Annotated in this window: 4 protein-coding genes; 1 reads left to right on the top strand and 3 read right to left on the bottom strand. The window is 74.1% G+C overall.

The genetic code is table 11. The annotated features are described in order from the left end of the window. A complete protein-coding gene (locus O7614_RS14440) occupies positions 1–16596 on the bottom strand; it encodes a type I polyketide synthase (RefSeq protein WP_278138962.1) in 16596 nt (5531 codons plus the stop codon). A 237-nt stretch (positions 16597–16833) separates the two neighbouring features. Between O7614_RS14440 and O7614_RS14435 the strand changes: the two genes are divergently transcribed. Next, positions 16834–18075 carry a cytochrome P450 gene (locus tag O7614_RS14435; protein WP_278138961.1) on the top strand — a complete coding sequence of 414 codons (1242 nt, stop codon included), beginning with the start codon at positions 16834–16836 and terminating at the stop codon, positions 18073–18075. A gap of 58 nt (positions 18076–18133) precedes the next feature. On the opposite strand, the gene O7614_RS14430 is transcribed toward O7614_RS14435, so the two are convergent. Next, entirely contained in the window at positions 18134–20086 is a 1953-nt protein-coding gene (locus O7614_RS14430) for a hypothetical protein (protein ID WP_278138960.1), read from the bottom strand. Next, a complete protein-coding gene (locus O7614_RS14425; protein ID WP_278138959.1) occupies positions 20071–20841 on the bottom strand; it encodes an ABC transporter ATP-binding protein in 771 nt (256 codons plus the stop codon). Before O7614_RS14425 ends, O7614_RS14430 begins: the two co-directional genes overlap by 16 nt. Positions 20842–20866 lie beyond the last annotated feature (25 nt).

Here is a 20866-nt window from a genome sequence, read left to right as displayed (position 1 = left end):
TCAAGATCTGCCGAATTCGTTCTGGATGATCTGGAGCAGTTCGTCGGCTGTCGCGTCGCCGATCTCGTCGCCGACCACCTCCGCCGGTTCCTCGGTGGCGGCCCAGCGCTGTGCCAGCGCCTGTAGCCGGGCCGCGAGGGCCGGCCGTTCGGCGTCGTCGACACCGGTGGCGGCGAGGGCCGCCTCCAGGTCGTCGAGCCGCCCCGCCAGGGTCGGCGCGGTCGGCCGGTGCTCGCGCATCAGGAGGGTGTCCAGGTGCGCGGCGAGCACCGCCGGGGTCGGGTGGTCGAACACCAGGGTGGCCGGGAGGCTGAGCCCGGTGACCGCGGTGAGCCGGTTGCGCATCTCGACAGCTGTCAGCGAGTCGAAGCCGAGTTCGCGGAAGGCACGGTTCGCCTCGAAGCCGCCGTCCGAGCCGAGGACGGTGGCCGTCTCGGTCCGGACCAGGTCGAGCAGCAGGTGCCCGCGTTCGGCCTCGGGCAGGTCGGTGAGCCCGTCGATCGGCCCGGCGGCCCGCACCGGCACGGCCGGTTCGACGACCGCCGTACGGGCCTCCTCGACCCCGTCCAGCAGAAGGCTGGGACGGGCGGCGGTGAAGGCGGGAGCGAAGCGGGCCCAGTCGACGTCGGCGACCGCGACGGCGATGTCGCCGTGGTCGAGGGTGCGGGCGAAGGCGTCGACCGCCGCCGCCGGGACCAGTGGGGTGAGGCCGCGCCGCCGCAGGTGCTCCTCGGTGCCGGTGTCGGCGACCATGCCGCCCTCGCCCCACGGCCCCCAGGCGATCGCGCTGCCGGCCAGCCCCCTCGCCCGGCGTCGTTCGGCGAACGCGTCGAGGAAGGCGTTGCCGGCCGCGTACGCGGCCTGCCCGCCACTGCCCCAGACGCCGGAGATGGAGGAGAAGCAGACAAAGGCGTCCAGGTCGCGGTCGCCGAGCAGGTCCTCCAGGTGCCGGGCGCCGCCGATCTTCGCCGCGACGATGGCGGCGAGCAGCTCCGGGGTGGTCTCGTCGAGCGGGACCGAGTCGCCGATGCCGGCGGTGTGCACGACGGCGCGCAGCGGCAACGCGTCGGCGTCGGCCCGGCGGAGCAGCTCGGCGACGTCGTCGCGGTCGGTCAGGTCGCAGGCCACCACGGTGACCCGGGCGCCGAGCGCGGTCAGCTCCCGGGTCAGGTCGTCCACGCCGGGGGCGTCGGCACCTCGTCGGCTGGCCAGGACCAGGTGGCCGGCGCCGTCCTGGGCGAGTCGGCGGGCCACGTGCCCGGCGAGCGCGCCGGTGCCACCGGTGATCAGGACGGTGTCGCGGGGTGTCCAGCGGGTCGGGGTGCCGGCCGGGAGCGGCGCCCGGACCAGGCGGCGGACGAACGTACCGGCGTCGCGCAGAGCCACCTGGTCGGCACCGCCGTCGGCGAGCACCCGGCAGAGCGCTGGACCGTCGACGCGGTCCGGCAGGTCGATCAGGCCACCCCAGCGGGCGGCGTGTTCCAGGGCGGCGACGCGGCCGAGGCCCCACACCGCGTTCTGGGTCGGGTCGGTGACCTCGGCGGTGGCGGCGACCGCACCCCGGGTGACGGCCCACAGTGGCGCGTCCAGGCCGGCGTCCCCGGCGGCTTGGATCAACGCCAGGGTGGCGGCCAGCCCGTTGGGCACCCCGGGGTGTCCGGGCATCTCCCGGTCGTCCAGGGCGAGCAGCGACAGGACACCGGTGACCTCGGCCACCGCGCCCAGTTCGGCGACGATCGCCGCCCGGTCACGGCCGTCCAGCACCACCGGCAGGGTGCGGGCGCCGGCGTCGGTCAGGGCGTCGATCAGGGTACGGGCGTACGCGTCCGCCGGACCGGGGAGCGCGACCAGCCAGGTCCCGCCGAGACGGGCGGTGCCGTGCATGGCGACGGGTTCCCACTGCGCCCGGTACCGCTGCCGGTCGGCGGTGTCGCGGGCCTGACGGCCCCGGTGCCAGTCGGCCAGGGCGGGTAGCGCCTGCGCCACCTCCGCCACCCGGGCGTCGCCGAGCATCGCGCCGAGGGTCTCCAGGTCGTTGTGCCGCACGGCGGACCAGAAGGGGGCGTCCGACGAGTCCGCGCCGGTGCCGCCCGCCGCTGGGGCGATCCAGAACCGGCGGCGCTGGAACGGGTACGTGGGCAGCGGCACGGTCCCGGTGCCGGGCAGCGCGGCCGTCCAGTCGATCGGCACCCCGCCGACGTGCAGGCGGGCCACCGCCTCGGCGACAGCCGTGGGTTCGGCCCGGTCGCCGCGCAGCGCGGTGACCAGGACGGCGTCGGTCCGCCGCGCCGGGGGCAGGCAGTCCCGGGCCAGCGCGGTCAGCACCCCACCCGGGCCGATCTCGCAGTACGCGGTGACTCCCCGGTCGTCCAGGGCGGTGATCCCGTCGGCGAAGCGCACCGCCTCGCGGACGTGCCGTACCCAGTAGTCGGCGTCCGGTCGGCCGACCGGTTCGCCGGTCAGGTCGGAGATCAGCGGGATCGTCGGCGGCGCGTACGTGAGCTCGGCCGCGATCCGGCCGAACTCGGCGAGCATCGGGTCCATGTGGGCGGAGTGGAAGGCGTGGCTGACGTTGAGCCGCTTGGCCCGTCGTCCGTCCGCACGCCACCGCTCGACGATCAGGTCGACCGTGTCCGCGTCTCCGGCGACGACCACCGAGTCGGGTCCGTTGACCGCGGCGATCGACACGTCGCCGGTCAGCAGTGGCCGGATCTCCGCCTCGGTGCCCTGCATCGCCACCATCGCGCCGCCGGACGGGAGCGCCTGCATCAGCCGGCCCCGCGCGGCGACCAACCGGGCGGCGTCGGCCAGGGACAGCACACCGGCGACGTGCGCGGCGGCGAGTTCCCCGATGGAGTGCCCGAGCAGGTAGTCGGCTGTCACTCCGCGCGCTTCGAGGAGGCGGTACAGGGCCACTTCGAGGGCGAAGAGCGCCGGCTGGGTGTACTCGGTGCGGTCCAGCAGGGCCGCGTCACCGGTGCCCGGCTCGGCGAACATGACGTCGAGCAGCGGGCGACCGAGGTGCGGGGCGAAGGCGGCCCTGATCTCGTCGAGCGCCGCGCTGAAGACCGGTTCGGTGGCGTACAGGCCGCGGCCCGCGCCCGGGCGTTGACTGCCCTGGCCGGTGAAGAGGAAGGCGAGCTTGCCGGTGGCGGTGGCGGTGCCACCGATGACCGACGGGTCGGGTTCGCCGGACGCGACGGCGTGCAGGCCGGTACGCAGGGCGTCGGCGTCGGCGGCCAGGACGACCGCCCGGTGGTCCAGGGCGGAGCGGGTGGTCGCCAGGGAGCGGGCAAGGGCCACGCCCGCGCCGGCCTCGACGTGCCGGGTGACGCCGGCCGCGAGGAGCCGTTCCGCCTGGGCCCGCAGTGCCCGGTCGGAGCGTCCGGACAGCACGTACGGGAGCTGCCGCGTCGCCGGGACCGGGTCCGGGGCGGTCACCTCGGGCTGGGCGACCGGCTCCGGTTGTTCGAGGATGACGTGGGCGTTGGTGCCGCTGACCCCGAACGCCGAGACTGCCGCACGGCGGGCCCGACCGGTGTCCGGCCACCGTTGCGCCGAGGTCAGCAGCCGCACCGCGCCGGCCGACCAGTCCACATACGGTGTCGGCTCGTCCACGTGCAGGGTGCGGGGCGCGAGGCCGTGCCGCATCGCCTGGATCATCTTGATGATCCCGCCGATGCCGGCGGCGGCCTGGGCGTGCCCGATGTTCGACTTGAGCGAGCCCAGCAGCAGTGGTTGCGCGGCCGGCCGACCCCGCCCGTACGTGGCGAGCAGCGCCTGCGCCTCGATCGGGTCGCCGAGCGTGGTGCCGGTGCCGTGCGCCTCCACCACGTCGACGTCCGCCGTGGACAGACCCGCGTCGGCCAGCGCCTCCACGATCACCCGCTGCTGCGCGGGCCCGTTCGGGGCGGTCAGGCCGTTGGACGCGCCGTCCTGGTTCACCGCGCTGCCGCGGACCACGGCGAGCACCGTGTGCCCGTTGGCCAGGGCGTCCGACATCCGTTCCAGGACCACGAACCCGACGCCCTCGGCCCAACCGGTGCCGTCGGCACCGGCGGCGAAGGCCTTGCACCGGCCGTCCGGGGCGAGTCCACCCTGTCGACTGAACTCGACGAAGACCGCCGGGCTCGACATGACCGCGACACCGCCGGCCAGGGCGAGCGTGCACTCACCCTGCCGCAGCGCGCGGGCCGCCCAGTGCAGGGCGACCAGCGACGACGAGCAGGCCGAGTCGATGGTGACGGCAGGCCCCTCGAAGCCGAAGGTGTAGGCGACCCGGCCGGACATCACGCTCGTCGCGTTGCCGGTGAGGCGGTATCCCTCGACGCCGGGTGGTGGCGGTGCGCCCTCCCCGTACCCGAGGTGCGCGCCGCCGACGAAGACGCCGGTGCGGTGGCCGCGCTGGGCGCGCGGGGGCAGGCCGGCGTCTTCGAGGGCCTGCCAGGCGGTCTCCAGCAGGAGCCGCTGCTGCGGGTCCATCGCCAGGGCCTCGCGGCCGTTCACCCCGAACAGGTCGGCGTCGAAGTCGGCCGCGTCGTGCAGGAAGCCGCCGGAGCGGGTGTACGCGGTGCCCTGGTGGTCCGGGTCCGGGTGGTAGAGCGCGTCCAGTGCCCAGCCACGGTCGGCGGGGAAACCGGAGATGACATCGGCCTCGTCGGCGACGAGTCGCCACAGGTCGTCGGGCCCCTGCACACCGCCGGGAAAGCGGCAGGACATGCCGACCACGACGATCGGGTCGTCGTCGGGTGTCACCGTCGAAGCCGGGACCGGTGCCGCTGCGGCGGGCTGGTCGAGGAGCCGGTCGCGCAGGTAGCGGGCCACCGCGAGCGGGGTCGGGTGGTCGAAGACGAGGGTGGCGGGCGGCGCGAAGCCGACGTCGCGGCGTAGCCGGTCGCGCAGGTCCACACCGGTGAGCGAGTCGACGCCCATCTCCCGGAACGCCTGCTCCGCACCGACAGCGTTCGGCCCGGCGTGCCCGAGCACGGCGGCGGTGACGCCGCGCACCACTGTGAGCAGGTGGTGTTCCTGTTCGGCCGGTGCCAGCGCGGCCAGCGTCTCGCCCAGCGGGGTGGCGGTCGGCTCGACGGTCGGGGTGACCAGCGCCCGCACCTGCGGCAGGTCGCCGATCAACGGCCGGGGCCGGGCGGCGCTGAAGGTGGGGGCGAAACGGGACCAGTCCACGTCGGCGACGGCCAGGTAGGTCTCGTCGCCGTCCACCGCCTGTCGTAGCGCGGCGATCGCGGTCTGCGGGTCGAGGACCGGCAGACCGCGCCGGAACAGCAGGGTTTCGGTGCCGGCGTCGACCATGCCGCCGTCGCCCCAGGGGCCCCAGGCGACCGAGGTGGCGGTCAGGCCACGGGTTCGCCGGTCCTCGGCGAGGGCGTCCAGGTACGCGTTCGCGGCGGCGTACCCGCTCTGCTCGCCGCTGCCCCACAGCGCGGCGATCGAGCTGAACAGCACGAACGCGTCGAGCGGGGTGTCGGCGAGGAGCCGGTCCAGGTGGGCGGCGCCGGCCACCTTGGCGGCGGCGACCTCGGCGAGCCCGGCCGGGTCGTCGTCGAGCACTCCGGCGAAGCGCAGTGCGCCGGCGGTGTGGAAGACGGCGGTCAGGTCCGGAATGGTGTCGAGCAGGTCGGCGAGGGCGTCGGCGTCGGCGACGTCGCAGGCGGCGATGGTGACCCGGGCGCCGAGCGCAGTCAGTTCGGCGTGCAGCCGGTCCGCGCCGGGGGCGTCCGCGCCGGCCCGACTGGTCAGCACCAGGTGGGGGGCGCCGGCTCCGGCGAGCCAGCGGGCCACGTGCGCGCCGAGCGCGCCGGTGCCGCCGGTGATCAGGACGCTGCCGCGCGGCGACCAGGTGGTCGGGGTCGCGGGCGGGGCGGCCGGTACGACGCGTCGGACGTGCACGCGGGTGCCCCGGATGGCGACCTGGTCCTCGGTGGTGGTGCTGCGTACCACCGCCCAGAGTCGGGCGAGGGTGTGCGCGTCGGGGTTCTCCGGCAGGTCGGCGAGACCAGCCCAGGTGTCGGGGAGTTCGAGGGCGGCGACCCGGCCGTACCCCCAGACGGTGGCCTGGTGTGGGCTGATCCGGGGTTCGTCGCCGACGCGTACCGCGCCGCTGGTGACGGCCCAGAGCGGGGTGCCCTGCGGAAGGTCGCGCAGCAGCGTCGAGGTGCCGGTCAGGCCACGGGACAGGTGTGGGTGCTCCGGGTCGGGGCGCTCGTCCAGGGCGACCACTGACAGCACGCCGGCGACCTCGTGCGGGTCGATGGTGGGCAGTGCGTCGGCCGGCACCGCGATCACGTCGGGACCGCCGGCGGCCAGGAGGCCCGCGGTGACCGGGAGGTCGAGGTCGGGGACGACGACCAGCCAGCGGCCGGGGCGGGGGGCGGTGGTGACGTCGCGGACCGGCCAGTCGACGCGGTAGCGCAGGCCGAGGTCGGTGCCCTGGCGACGCCAGGCGCGAAGCGCGGGCAGCACCTCGTCGAGAGGGCGGTCGTCGGGGACGCCGAGCAGGTCGGCGAGGTCGCCGCGGTCGACTGCCTGCCAGAACGGGGTGTCGGCGGCGTCGGCGGCGGTGTCGTCCTCAAGCCAGAAGCGCTGCCGTTGGAAGGGGTAGGTGGGAAGGTCGACCAGTCGCCCGCCGGTCAGGCACGGCGTCCAGTCGACAGCGACGCCGCGCACGAAGACCTGCGCCAGCGCGGTCAGCAACGTGGCAGGTTGGTCCCGGTCAGATCGTTGCACGGGTACGAACACCGCGTCGCTCACGCAGTCCGCGCCCATCGCGGACAGCACCCCGTCCGGGCCGATCTCCACAAAGGTGGCGACGCCGAGACCCTCCAGGGTGGTGATGCCGTCGCAGAACCGCACGGCTTCCCGGACGTGCCGCACCCAGTACGCCGCGTCCTGCGACGACGCGACCTGCCCGGTCACGTTCGACACCACCGGGACGCGCGGCGACCCGTAGGCCAGGGATTCCGCCACCTGCGCGAACTCGGCCAGCATCGGCTCCATCAACACCGAATGGAACGCATGACTCACCCGCAACCGCTTCGACTTCTCGAACCGGGCCGCCACGGCCATGACCTCGTCCGCGATGCCGGACAGCACCACCGAGCGCGGGCCGTTGATCGCGGCGATCGACACCCCGCCGGTCAACAGCGGCAACACCTCCGCCTCGGTCGCCCGCACCGCCACCATCACCCCACCGGCCGGCAACGCCTGCATCAGCCGACCCCGGGCCGTGACCAGCCTCGCCGCATCGGGCAGGGACAGCACCCCGGCGACGTGCGCGGCGGCGATCTCACCGATGGAGTGCCCGACCAGGAAATCCGGCCTGACACCGAACGACTCCACCAGCCGGAACAACGCCACCTCGACGGCGAACAACGCCGACTGCGTGTACACGGTCTGGTCCAAGTCGTCGCCCTCGGCGATGACGCCGCGGATAGACCGGTCCAGGTGCCGGTCCAACTCGGCACAGGCCGCGTCGAACGCCTCCGCGAACACCGGGAACGACGACGCCAGGTCCAAGCCCATGCCCCGGCGCTGCGAACCCTGGCCGGAGAACACGAAGGCGAGACCTCCCGCCCGTACCTCACCGGTGTGGACGCCGCTGTGGTCCCGGCCTGCCGCCAGATCGCGCAGCGCGCCCACCGCGTCGCTCTCGTTCGTGAGCAGCACCGACCGGTGCGCGAACGCGGTCCGGGCGGCGGCCAGGGTCCAGCCGGTGTCGAGCAGTGGGGGTGTGCCCGAGTCGGCCAGCCGGTCCGCGAGGCGACCCGCCTGGGCGCGCAGCGCGCCGGCCGACTGCCCACTGAGCACCAGCGGTACGACGGGAGGGGACGCCTGCGCAACGGCCGGTACGGGGCCGACTCCGGCGGGAGCCTCCAGGATCACGTGTGCGTTGGTGCCGCTGATCCCGAAGGACGACACGGCGGCCCGGCGCGGCACGTCCGCCGGCCACGGTTGGGCGGTGTCCAGCAGTCGCAGCGGGCCGTCCGCCCAGTCCACGTGCGGGCTGGGCGTCTCGGCGTGCAGGGTGCGGGGCAGCACCTCGTGGCGCATCGCCTCGACCATCTTGATGATGCCGGCGACACCTGCCGCGGCCTGGGTGTGACCCAGGTTCGACTTGACCGAGCCCAGCCACAACGGTCGCTGCGCCGGGCGGTCCGGCCCGTACGCCGCCTGCAACGCCTGGGCCTCGATCGGGTCGCCCAGCGGGGTGCCGGTGCCGTGCGCCTCCACCACGTCGATGTCGCCGGGCGTCAGCGCCGCGTCGGCGAGCGCAGCCCGGATCACCCGTTGCTGGGCGGGGCCGTTCGGGGCGGTCAGGCCGTTCGACGCGCCGTCGGAGTTGACGGCGGTGCCCCGGACCACGGCGAGGATGGGGTGACCGTGCCGCTGGGCGTCGGAGAGCCGCTCGACCAGCAGCATGCCGACACCCTCGGCGGAGCCGAAGCCGTCCGCGTCGGCGGAGAAGGGCTTGCAGCGGCCGTCCGGGGCGAGGCCACGCTGACGGCTGAACTCGACGAACATGTGCGGGGTGGACATGATGGCGACGCCACCGGCCAGCGCCAGGTCACACTCGCCGGCCCGCAGTGCCCGCACGGCCAGGTGCAGCGCGACCAGCGACGACGAGCAGGCGGTGTCGACGGTGACGGCGGGGCCGTCGAGGCCGAACGCGTACGCGATCCGGCCGGAGGCGACGCTCGCGGTGCTGCCGGTGAGCAGGTAGCCCTCCAGGTCGGCGGGCACCTGCCGGACCCGGGACGCGTAGTCCTGGTAGGTGAGGCCGACGTACACCCCGGCGTGCCGGCCGCGCAGCGTCGCGGGGTCGATGCCGGCCCGTTCGAACGCCTCCCACGAGGTCTCCAGCAGGAGCCGCTGCTGCGGGTCCATCGCCAGGGCCTCGCGGGGGGAGATGCCGAACGGGGTGGGGTCGAAGTCGGCGACGTCGTAGAGGAACCCACCGTGCCGGGTGGTCGAGGTGCCCGGGTGGTCCGGGTCCGGGTGGTAGAGCCCGGACAGGTCCCACCCTCGGTCGGCGGGGAAGCCGCCGATCGCGTCCCCGCCGTCGTCCAGCAGCCGCCACAGGTCGGCGGGTGAGGTGACGTCCCCGGGGTAGCGGCAGGCCATCGCCACGATCGCGATGGGCTCGTCGGGTACCCGTACCGTGGCGGGGTCGTCGCCCGGTTGGGCGGGCAGCGTTCCGGTCAGTTCGTCGTGCAGGTGTGCCGCGAGGGCGGCCGGGGTGGGATGGTCGAAGACCAGTGTGGTGGACAGGCGCAGGCCGGTGACCGTCCGCAGGCGGTTGCGCAGCTCGACCCCGGCGAGGGAATCGAAGCCCAGCTCGCGGAACGGGCGGTTCGGGTCGACCGCGTCCGGGCCGGCGTGGCCGAGCACGAGCGCCGCCTGTTCGCGGACCAGGCCGGTCAGGGCCCGTTCGCGGGCCGCCTCCGGCAGCGCGGCCAGGGCGGCGGCGAGGCTCTCCGCGGGGCCACCGGCCGCGTGGGACGTGACCGCGCCGGAACCGACGGCGCGCTGCACCTCCGGCAGGTCCTCGATCAGCGGGCGGCGGCGACCGGCGGTGAGCGCCAGAGCCAGCCGGTCCCAGTCCAGGTCGGCGACGGTGAGCGTGGTGGCGTCGTCGTCCAGTGCCTGCTGCAGGGCGGCGAGCGCGATCTGCGGGTCCATCGGGGTGATGCCGTGGCGTTGCATGAGGTCGCCGACGGCGGCGTCGGCGGCCATGCCGCCGCCGGCCCACGGACCCCAGGCGATCGAGGTGGCGGGCAGGCCGTCGGCACGGCGCTGCTCCGCCAGGGCGTCGAGGTACGCGTTTCCCGGCGCGTAGTTGCCCTGTCCCGGGATGCCGATGCTCGCCGCGATCGAGGAGAACAGCACGAACGCGCTGAGGTCACGGTCCCGGGTGAGGTCGTCGAGGTTACGGGCGGCGGCCACCTTCGCGGCGAGCACCCGGTCGACCTGGTCGGCGGTGAGGGTGTCGACGGTGCCGTCGTCGAGCAGGCCGGCGGCGTGCACGACAGCGCTGACCGGATGCGCGGCGAGGACCGCCGCGAGGGCGTCGCGGTCACCGGCGTCGCAGGCCACCACGGAGGCGGTGGCGCCCAGTGCGGCCAGTTCGGCGACCAGGTCGGCGGCACCGGGCGCGTCCGGGCCGCGCCGACTGAGCAGGATCAGGTGCGGCGCGCCGCGCTCGGCGTACCAGCGGGCGACGGTGGCGCCGAGGGCACCCGTACCGCCGGTGACCAGCACCGGTCCGTCCGGCCCGGGGCCGCCGGCCAGCCGGGCCGGGCGGGGTGCGTGGCCGAGGCGGCGCAGGTAGCGACCGTCGACCCGGATGGCCACCTGGTCCTCACCGTCGTCCCCGGCGAGGACGGCGAGCAGCCGCTCGACGGCCCGCTCGTCGAGGTCGATGGGCAGGTCGACCAGGCCGCCCCACCGTTCGGCGTGTTCCAGGGCGACGATCCGGCCGAGACCCCAGATCAGGGCCTGCTCGGGGTCGTCCACCCGGTCCGCCGGCCCGGTGTCGACGCCACCACGGGTGACCAGCCAGAGTGGGGCGTCGACGCCGGCGTCACCGAGTGCCTGGGTGAGGGTCAGGGTGCGGCGCAGCCCCTCGCCGAGAGCCCCCTGCGCGAAGGCGAGCAGGGACAGGACGCCGTCGGCGTTGCCGGTGAGCCGCTCGGCGAGCGTGGCCCGGTCGGCGTCGGCGGCGACGACCACCACGTCGAGGGTGAGCCCGGCGTCGCCGAGGGCCTGGAGGACGGCGGTGGTGCTCGGGTCGTACGCGGCCACGGCGACGATCCAGTGCCCGCCGGCGGTGACAGTGACGTCCGGCTGCGGCTTCCACTGGACGACGTAGCGCCAGCCCGCGGCACCGGCGCGGACCCGCTGCTCGCGTCGCCAGGCGGCCAGCACCGGCACGATCTCGTCCAGGGCGCCCGGCGCCAGGGCCAGGTCGGTGGCGAGCGTGGCGGCGTCGCCCCGCTCCACGGCCGCCCAGAACGGGTCGTTGGCCGGGTCGTCGGCGCTGCCCGGCACGACCGGGTGATGCCAGAAGTGGTCCCGCTCGAAGGGGTAGGTGGGCAGCGCCACCAGCGAGCCGTGCGGGGTGAGGTCGGTCCAGTCCACCGGGAGCCCGCGCGCGTACGCCTCGGCCAGCGCGACCCGGAACCGGTCCGGGCCGCCGTCGTGGCGTCGCAACGTCCCCTGCACGGCGGCGTCCACTCCGGCCTCGTCGGCCGAGTCCTGCACGGCCGCGACGAGCACCGGGTGCGGGCTGGCCTCGACGAAGGCCCGGTACCCGTCGGACAGCAGCACGTTCACCGTCTCGGCGAAGCGGACCGGCCGGCGCAGGTTGGTGTACCAGTAGTCGGCGTCCAGCTCGGTGGTGTCCAGCCGCGAGCCGTAGACGGTGGAGTAGAACGGGATGTCGGCGGTGCGGGGTTCGACAGCGCCCAGGGTGTGCAGCAGCTCGTCGCGGATCGCCTCGACGTGTGCCGAGTGCGAGGCGTAGTCGACCTTGATGCGTTTCGCCTCGATGCCCGCGGCGGCCAGCGCCGGTTCGAGGTCGTCCAGGTCGGCGGGTTCCCCGGCGACCACCACGGCGGTGGGACCGTTGACGGCGGCCACGCTGATCCGGCCGCCGCAGCGGGCCAGGACCGGCTCCACGGCGGCCACGGACGCCTGGACCGCGAGCATCCCACCCCGCCCGGCCAGCGCGACGATCGCCTGGCTGCGACGGGCCGCGATGCGGGCGGCGTGGTCCAGGGTGAGCGCGCCGGCGACGTGCGCGGCGGCGACCTCGCCCTGGCTGTGCCCGATCACCGCAGCCGGCCGGACACCGGCGGCCTCCCAGAGCCGGGCCAGGGAGACCATCACCGCCCACAGCGCGGGCTGGACCACGTCGACCCGGTCCAGCGACGGCGCGTCGTCGCCGCCGCGCAGCGCGGCGAACAGATCCCAACCGGTGTACGGGAACAGTGCCGCACCGCAGGCGCTCAGGTGCTCGCGGAACACCGGCTCGGCGTCGGCCAGTTCGACGGCCATGCCCAGCCACTGGGAACCCTGTCCCGGGAAGACGAACGCGACCCGGCCGGGCTCGGCCGGGTGGGCGGTGACGACGTTCGCCGCCGACCGGGCGTCGGCCAGGGCGGCCAGTCCGTCGCGCAGGTCCGATGGTGTCGTGGCGAGGACGACAGCGCGATGTTCGAACCGGGTCCGGGTGACGTTCAGGGTGTACGCGAGGTCGGCCAGGTGGGTGTCGTCCTCCCCGATCCGTTCGCGCAGACGCGCGGCCTGGCGGCGCAGGGCGTGCGGCGTACGGGCGGACACCAACACCGGCACGGTCCGGCGCACGGCCGGGCGGGGCGGCCGGTCGACGTCCGGTGCCTCTTCGAGGACCAGGTGGGCGTTCGTGCCGCTGATGCCGAAGGAGGAGACGGCGGCCCGGCGGGGGTGGTCGGTCCGCCGCCAGTCGCGGGGCTCGGTGAGCAGCCGCACGGTGCCGGCGGACCAGTCCACGTGCGGTGACGGCTCGTCGGCGTGCAGGGTGCGGGGCAGCACCCCGGCCCGCAACGCGAGGATCATCTTGATCACGCCGCCGACACCGGCGGCGGCCTGGGTGTGGCCGATGTTGGACTTCAGCGAGCCCAGCCACAGCGGCTCGGCCCCGTCGCGGCCGGCGCCGTAGGTGGCGATCAGCGCCTGTGCCTCGATCGGGTCACCGAGGACGGTGCCGGTGCCGTGCGCCTCGACCACGTCCACGTCGGCCGGGGTGAGTCCGGCGTCGACCAGGGCGGCCCGGATGACCCGCTGCTGGGCCGGGCCGCTCGGGGCGGACAGACCGTTGGACGCACCGTCGGAGTTGATCGCACTGCCCCGGATCACGGCGAGGACCTGGTGACCGTTCGCCTGCGCGTCGGCGAGCCGTTCCAGGACCAGGACTCCGACGCCCTCGCCCCACCCGGTGCCGTCGGCACCCGCGCCGAACGCCTTGCAGCGGCCGTCGCCGGCCAGGCCACGCTGGCGGCTGAACTCGACGAACATGCCGGGGCCGGCCATCACCGTGGCGCCACCGGCCAGGGCCAGCTCGCACTCCCCCCGGCGCAGCGACTGGGCGGCCAGGTGCAGGGCGACCAGCGACGACGAGCAGGCGGTGTCGACGGTCAGCGCCGGACCCTCCAGGCCGAGCACGTACGAGATGCGGCCGGAGGCGACGCTCATCGTGCTTCCGGTCAACACGTAGCCGTCGAGGCCGTCGGCGGGTTCGGCGAGGCGTGCGCCGTACTCGTGCGAGGTGGCGCCGACGAAGACTCCGGTGCGGCTGCCGCGCAGCGCGCCCGGCACGATGCCGGCCCGCTCCACCGCCTCCCAGGAGGCCTGCAACAGCAGTCGCTGCTGCGGGTCCATCGCCAACGCCTCGCGCGGGGAGATGCCGAAGAAGCCCGGGTCGAACTCGCCGGCGTCGTGCAGGAAACCGCCGGAGCGGGTGTAGCTGGTGCCCGGCTGGCCGGGGTTCGGGTGGTAGAGGGCGCTCAGGTCCCAACCCCGGTCGGTGGGGAAGCCGGTGATGGCGTCGCCGCCGCCGGACACCAGGTGCCACAGCTCCTCGGGTTCGGTGATGCCACCGGGGTAGCGGCAGGCCATCGCGACGACAGCGATCGGCTCGTCGGCGTTGGGCCGCCCCGGCTGCGCGGACTCCTCCACGGTCGAGGGATCGACGCCGCCCGCCACGCTGTGCAGCCACCGGGCGAGCGTGACCGGGTCCGGGCTGTCGTAGAGCAGCGTGGCCGGCAACGCGAGGTCGAGGGCGGCACCGAGGCGGTCGCGGAGTTCCACGGCGGTCAGCGAGTCGAAGCCGAGCTGCTTGAACGAGTGGGTGAGGTCGAGGGTGAACGGGTCCGGGTGACCGAGGACCGAGGCGGCGTGCGTGCGTACCAGATCGAGAAGGTCGTCCTCGGAACGCGCGGCGCTCCGCTCGGCCGGCGCCGCCGGTTCGTCGGCGGTCTCGGACACCCAGTAGGACTCCCGCTGGAAGGCGTACGCGGGCAGCGGCACCCGCACCCCGCCGGCCAGCGACGGCGTCCAGTCGACGGCGACGCCCCGGCCGTGCAGCTTGGCCAGGGCGGCGACGAAGGTCTCCGCCTGCGGGCGGTCCGGGCGTTGGGCCGGGACGAACGCGCCGGTAGACACGCAGTGGGCGCCCATCGCGCTGAGCACCCCGTCCGGGCCGATCTCGACGAACGTGGTGACGCCCTCGGCTTCCAGGGTCGCGATCCCGTCGGCGAAGCGGACCGCCTCCCGCACGTGCCGCACCCAGTAGGCCGCGTCCTGCGTCTCGCCGACCCGCCCCGTCACGTTGGAGACGATCGGGATGCGCGGGGGCGCGAACGTCAGCGTGTCGGCGACCGCGGCGAAGGCGGCGAGCATCGGCTCCATCAGCGCCGAGTGGAAGGCGTGACTGACCCGCAGCTGCCTGGTCTTCTCGAACCTCGCCGCAACCTCTGCCACCGCGTCGGCGTGACCGGAGAGCACCACCGACCGGGGGCCGTTCACCGCCGCGACCGACACCCCGTCGGTGAGCAGCGGCAGCACCGCGGTCTCGGCCGCCTGCACCGCGACCATCACGCCGCCCGCCGGTAGTTCCTGCATCAGCCGACCCCGGGCGGTGACCAGCTTCGCCGCGTCGGGAAGGGACAGCACGCCGGCGACGTGCGCGGCGGCGATCTCACCGATCGAGTGCCCGACCAGGTAGTCCGGGGTGACTCCGAACGACTCGACGAGCCGGAACAACGCCACCTCGAAGGCGAAGAGGGCGGCCTGCGTGTAGACGGTCCGGTCCAGCTCGGATCCGTCCGCGACGACCTCGCGCAGCGGACGGTCCAGGTGCGCGTCGAGGTCGGCGCAGGCGGCGTCGAAGGCCGCCGCGAACACCGGGTAGGTGTCGGCGAGGTCGAGGCCCATCCCGACCCGCTGCGACCCCTGGCCGGCGAACAGGAACGCGAGCTTGCCGTCGCCGACCCGGTGCACCGGTGAGTCGCCGGCGGCGAGGGCGGCCAGGCGCTCGGTCAGGGTGGTCAGGTCCGCTCCGACGACCGCCGCCCGGTGGTCGAAGCCGGTGCGGTGCCGGGCGAGGGAGTACGCCACGTCCACCGGCCGCGCATCTGCGGCGAGCGCGTCGCGCAACTGGCCGGCCTGGGCCCGAACGGCGGCCGGGGTCCGCCCGGACAACAGCCACGCCACGGGTGCGGTGGTCTCGGTCGCGTCTGCCACGGGTGGCCGGGGCGGTGCCGACGACAGCACCACATGGCAGTTCGTCCCGCCCATACCGAACGAGCTCACCCCGGCGACGAGGGGCCGCTCCGACTCCGGCCACGCCCCGTGCTCCGTACGCACCCGCAGCCGCAGCTCGTCGAGCGGGATGCGCGGGTTCGGTGTGGCGAAGTTCAGGCTCGGTGGCAGCTCCCGATGGTGCAGCGCCAAAACGGTCTTGAGCAGCCCGACCACACCCGCCGCACCCTCCAGGTGGCCGACGTTCGTCTTCGCCGACCCGACCAGCAGCGGTTGCCGCCGGCCGGACGCCACCCCGAGGACCGCACCGAGGGCGTCGGCCTCCACCGGGTCGCCGACCCGGGTGCCGGTGCCGTGCAGCTCCACGTACTGGACCACCGCCGGGTCCACACCGGCCTGCCGGTACGCCTCGCGCAGCACGTCGCGCTGACCGTCGCTGGTGGGCGTGGTCAGGCTGTCGCCACCACCGTCGTTGTTGACCGCGCTGCCCCGGACCACGCCGTAGATCTGGTCGCCGTCGGCGAGCGCGTCGGTGAGCAGTTTGAGGGTGAGCACCACGCCGCCCTCACCGCGGGCGTAGCCGTTGGCCCGGGCGTCGAACGTGTAGCAGCGCCCGTCCGGCGACAGGCCACCGAACGCGGCGGCGGTGAGGGTGCTCTCCGGGACCAGATTGAGGCTGACCCCGCCGGCCAGGGCGACCTGGCAGCGGCGCTCGCGCAGGCTCTCCGCCGCCAGGTGGACGGCGACCAGCGAGGACGCCTGTGCCGCGTCGACGGTGAGGCTGGGGCCGCGTAGCCCGAGGACGTACGACAGCCGGTTGGCGATGATGCCCCGGTTGGTGCCGGTGAGTGTCCACGGGGTGATGCCGTCGACCCCGAGGCGGCGGGTCACTGTGGCGTAGTCGTCACCGATCGCGCCGACGAAGACACCTGCTCGGGCGCCGGCGAGGGTGTCCGGGACGATGCCCGCGTCCTCCAGCGCCTCCCAGCCGAGTTCCAGCATGAGCCGCTGCTGCGGGTCCATGGTGGCCGCCTCGCGCGGGGCGATGCCGAAGAAGCCGGGGTCGAAGCCGTCGACCCGGTCCAGGTAGCCGCCGCGCGGTCGGCCGTCGGGGCTCCCCCAGCGGTGCGCGGGTGCCTCGGTGATGGCGTCGCGGCCGTCCGCCAGCAGCCGCCAGAAGGCCGTCGGATCGTCCGCGCCGGGAAGCCGGCAGGCGATACCGACAATGGCGACGCCGTCGCGTTCCGCATTTCCATCGGTGAATGCTGATTCGCTCTTCATGACGACTCGCGGCCCCCACTCGTCCACACGGCCCGATGGCGCGTTCGGTTCGGACGGTAATGAGCGTCGGTGGAGGCCGGACACCCCTACGGGCTGCACCGCACCCCGGGCGCGGGCCACAGTGGATGACGGCCCCTATCCCCCTGGATCGACCCCCGATCCGGGTCGCGGCGCATTTCCCGAACGCCCGTTCTTCCTATCGTGGAGGCAATGTCCATGCGGAAATGAGTGGTGACGATGACCAGTGCGACGCAACATCCCGCCCCGGCCGGATCGGGCACCGGGGAGCCGGCTCCGCTGCCCCGCCAGCGCGGCAAGTGTCCGTTCTCTCCACCTGACGAACTTCTCCAGCGCGCCGAGGAGCACCCGGTCAGCCCGCTGATCATGGCGGACGGGTCGGTCGGCTGGCTGGTCACCCGGGCCGATGACGTCCGCGCGGTGCTCGCCGACACCCGGTTCAGCGCGGACATCCTCAAGGCGTCGAACCCGATCCAGGTGATCCCGGAGGAGGCCAAGCAGCTCCCACCGGACCCGGCGTTCTTCATCCACGTCGACCCGCCGCACCACACCCGCTACCGCAAGATGCTGATGGGTCAGTTCACCATGCGCCGGGTCCGCGCCCTGGAGCCGCGGATCTCCGAGATCGTGACCGACCGTCTCGACGCGATCGAGGCCGCCGGCCCGCCCGCCGACCTGGTCCGGGACTTCGCCCTGCCGATTCCCTCGCTGGTCATCTGCGAGTTGCTGGGCGTCCCGTACGCCGAGCGCGAGCAGTTCCAGACGCTGACCGCGGCGATGCTGCGCACCGACGCCACCCCGATGGAGGTCGGGATGTCCGCGTGGAACCTGCGGCAGTACCTGGCGGCCCTGGTCGCGGCGAAACACGACGAGCCGGACGGCGCGCTGATCTCCGGCCTGATCCACGACTCGGACGACGAGCCGCTCACCGACGAGGAGCTGACCAGCATCGCCATGCTGCTGCTCGTCGGTGGCCACGAGACGACCGCCAACCAGCTCAGCCTCGGCGTGTTCGCGCTGCTCACCAACCCCGAGCAGCTGGCCGTCCTGCGCGCCGACCTGGACCGGGTGCCGGACGCCGTCGAGGAGTTGCTCCGCTACCTGCCGACGTTCCAGTTCGGCGTGACCCGCCTGGCGACCGAGGACGTGCCGGTGGGCGGTCAGCTCATCCGCGCCGGTGAGAGCGTCAGCCTGTCGCTGTCCGCCGCCAACCGCGACCCGTCCCGCTTCGCCGACCCGGGGGTCTTCGACGTGACCCGGACCGGCAACCAGCACCTCGCCTTCGGTCACGGCGTACACCTGTGCATCGGTCAGCAGCTCGCCCGCGCGGAGCTCCGGATCGCCCTGCGGGCCCTCCTCACCCGCTTCCCCGGCCTGCGCCTGCACGGGTCGGCGGACGACGTCCCGCTGCGCTCGGAGTCCCTGATCTACGGTGTGCGGGAGCTGCCCGTCGCCTGGTGACGTCAGGCACCCGAAAGGGCTCGGCAACTTCGGTGGCCGAGCCCTTTCCTCGTCGTGCTCAGTGGTTCAGCTCGTCCACCTTCTCGGGTTGCCGGGTCACCACCGGGGCGGCGAGGCCGGCACGGTCCACCGTCGCCTGACGGCTCTCCGCGCGGCCCATCCGCAGCTGGTGGAAGCCCGCGGCGATGAGACCCAGGCCGAGCAGGACCATCACGCCGACGACCGGCCAGTGCAGCGCCTCGGGGACGAGCCGGGCCACGAACCACGAGTCGCGGTCGGGGTCGCTGTACTTCAGGATCGCCGGGACCACACCCTGTGCGATCAGCGGGACCCAGCAGACGGTGAAGCACACGTAGACGGCGGCGCGGCGCGCCGGCGACGCCTTCTCGATGCCGAGGCGACTCTCGCCGAGATCCACCCCGCCGAGGGACGCGGTGATCTGGTCCCAGTCGACGTCGCCGGTGAGGTTGCTCTTGCGGGAGGTGGCGGCCCGCATGGTGGCGAGCAGGTCGGGGCCGGTGGCCTCCAGGTGCTTGGCCGCGAAGTCGCCGAGCAGCCAGGCCAGCACGACGCCGGTGACCAGGCCGACTCCGGCGCCCGCCCAGTCCGGGCCGTAGCGGACGGTGAGGTAGGCGGGGGCGGCGGTGGCCGCGACCAGCACCAGCATGAGCAGCACCTGGGTGAAGTCGGTGCCGTTCTCCAGGAGGTTGCCGCTGCGCTTGTGCGGGTCGGTCATCGGCACCGGCCGCAGCACCGAGATCAGCACGATGACGCCGGCGCCGCCGCCGAGCAGGGCCGGAACCAGAGCGGCCAGCCACGGCCAGGCCCAGGTCTGGCCGCTGAGCACTGTGGGTACGACGCTGAGGACCACGACCGCCGGGGCGGTCAGCAGTAGCCAGGCGAGTTGCCGGCCACGGACGTCCCGGCGGGCGGCCCCCGGGGTGAGCACGGTCTGCCAGATCACCGTGCCGTCCTCGCCGTACAGGTTGGCGGAGATGGCGGCGGCCCAGATGCCGAACGCGACACCGATAAACGGTACGAAGATCGGCAGGTCGACCATCAGCGGCAGCAGGCAGAACGCGAACGCGTAGACCAGCGAGAAGACCAGGTAGTGAAAGCGCATCAGGTCGCGGGACGCGGTGCGCAGCTCACGACCCACGACGGCTCGCGTGCCGCCACCCCGGATCTGCTGGGCAGCGGTTCGGCCCCGGGCCGGCCGGCCGCTGGCGCTGCGGTGGCTGAGCCGGCGGACCAGCAACGCGGACCAACCGAGCATGGCCAGCACGCTGAGCACGGCGAACCCCGCCGGCACGGCGGCGGCCAGCAGCCAGTCACCACGTCCGGCGGCCTCCACCGCGACGATGCCCCAGCCGGACGGCAGCCGACGCACCCAGTCCGCCAGGTTGTCCGGGAAGCCGGCGGTGAGGGCGTACTGGATGGTGGGTTTGAGCACCCAGCCGGTGTGCGTGAGCGCCAGGATGCCGCCGCTGATCACGGCGGCCAGCACCGCGCCGATCTTGGCGCGCATCAGCGTGCTGAGCGCGGCGGTGACGAACCGGGAGGCGAGCACCACGAACAACAGCTGCAGGAACACCACCGGCACCGCGATCAGCGCGGCGGCGCCACCGACCGGAAGGGCCACGACGATCAGCGCGGTGAAGGCCACCAGGCTGACCACCGGGGCGACGCCGACGAACGCGACGGCGAGCAGACCGAAGGCGAGCCGGCGTGGCGGGATCGGCAGCAACGCCAGGTGTTCCGGGCGCAGCGTCTCGTCGCCGCCACCGAACAGCACCGGGCCGAACAGCCAGCCGATCATCCAGATCGCGAACGCCGCGCCGACCAGGTCGAGCGGCAGGCCGTCGACCGGCCAGTCGCGCAGGGCGAGCCAGATCGTGCCGCCGGCGAGAACCAGGCCCAGCACGCCGCCACCGATCATGTCGGCGGCGCGCTGCCCGGTCATCGAGTGCCGCAGAACGGCCAGCTTCATCCGGATCAGGATGCCAACCATGACAGCTCCCCCGCGCTCACCGGCTGGCCGCCGACCAGGTCGACGAACCGGTTCTCCAGGGAGCTGCCGCCGCGGACCTCGTCGAGCGGCCCCGAGGCGACCACCCGACCGCCGGTGACCACCGCGACGTGGTCGCAGAGCTGCTCGACGACGGGCATGACGTGACTGGAGAAGACCACCGAGCCGCCAGCGGCGACGAACCGCTGGAGGATCACCTTGATCGTCGCCGCCGAGACGGGGTCGACGGCCTCCAGGGGCTCGTCCAGGACCAGCAGCTTCGGTGCGTGCAGCAACGCCGTGGCCAGGCCGATCTTCTTCCGCATGCCGGTCGAGTACTCCAGGACCAGGGTGCTGTCGGCCCGGTCGAGTTCGAGGACCTCCAGCAGCTCCTGGCTGCGCTCGGCCACCGCCTCGGGTTCCATGCCCCGCAGCAGACCCAGGTAGGTGAGCACCTCCCGGCCGGTGAGCCGTTCCGGCATACCGAGGCCGTCGGGGAGGACGCCGATCAGCTCCTTGGCGCGGACCGGGTCGGCCCAGACGTCGACACCGAAGATCTCGGCGCGACCGCTGTCCGGGCGCAGCAGCCCGACGGCCATGGACAGCGATGTGGTCTTGCCGGCCCCGTTGGGACCGACCAGCCCGAAGAACGAGCCGCCCGGAACCTCCAAGTCGACATGATCGACGGCGCGCTTGTCACCGAATGCCTTGGACAGCCCGATGAGCCGCAGAGCCGGCGTGGGTGTCGGGGTTGTCACTGGTACCTCCGGAAGTCTCGGACTG

Origin of the sequence: Micromonospora sp. WMMD961, assembly GCF_029626145.1 — a bacterium.
Classification (GTDB): domain Bacteria; phylum Actinomycetota; class Actinomycetes; order Mycobacteriales; family Micromonosporaceae; genus Micromonospora.
Note: the sequence above shows the minus strand (reverse complement) of the source record. Positions and strands in the feature narration are given on the sequence as shown.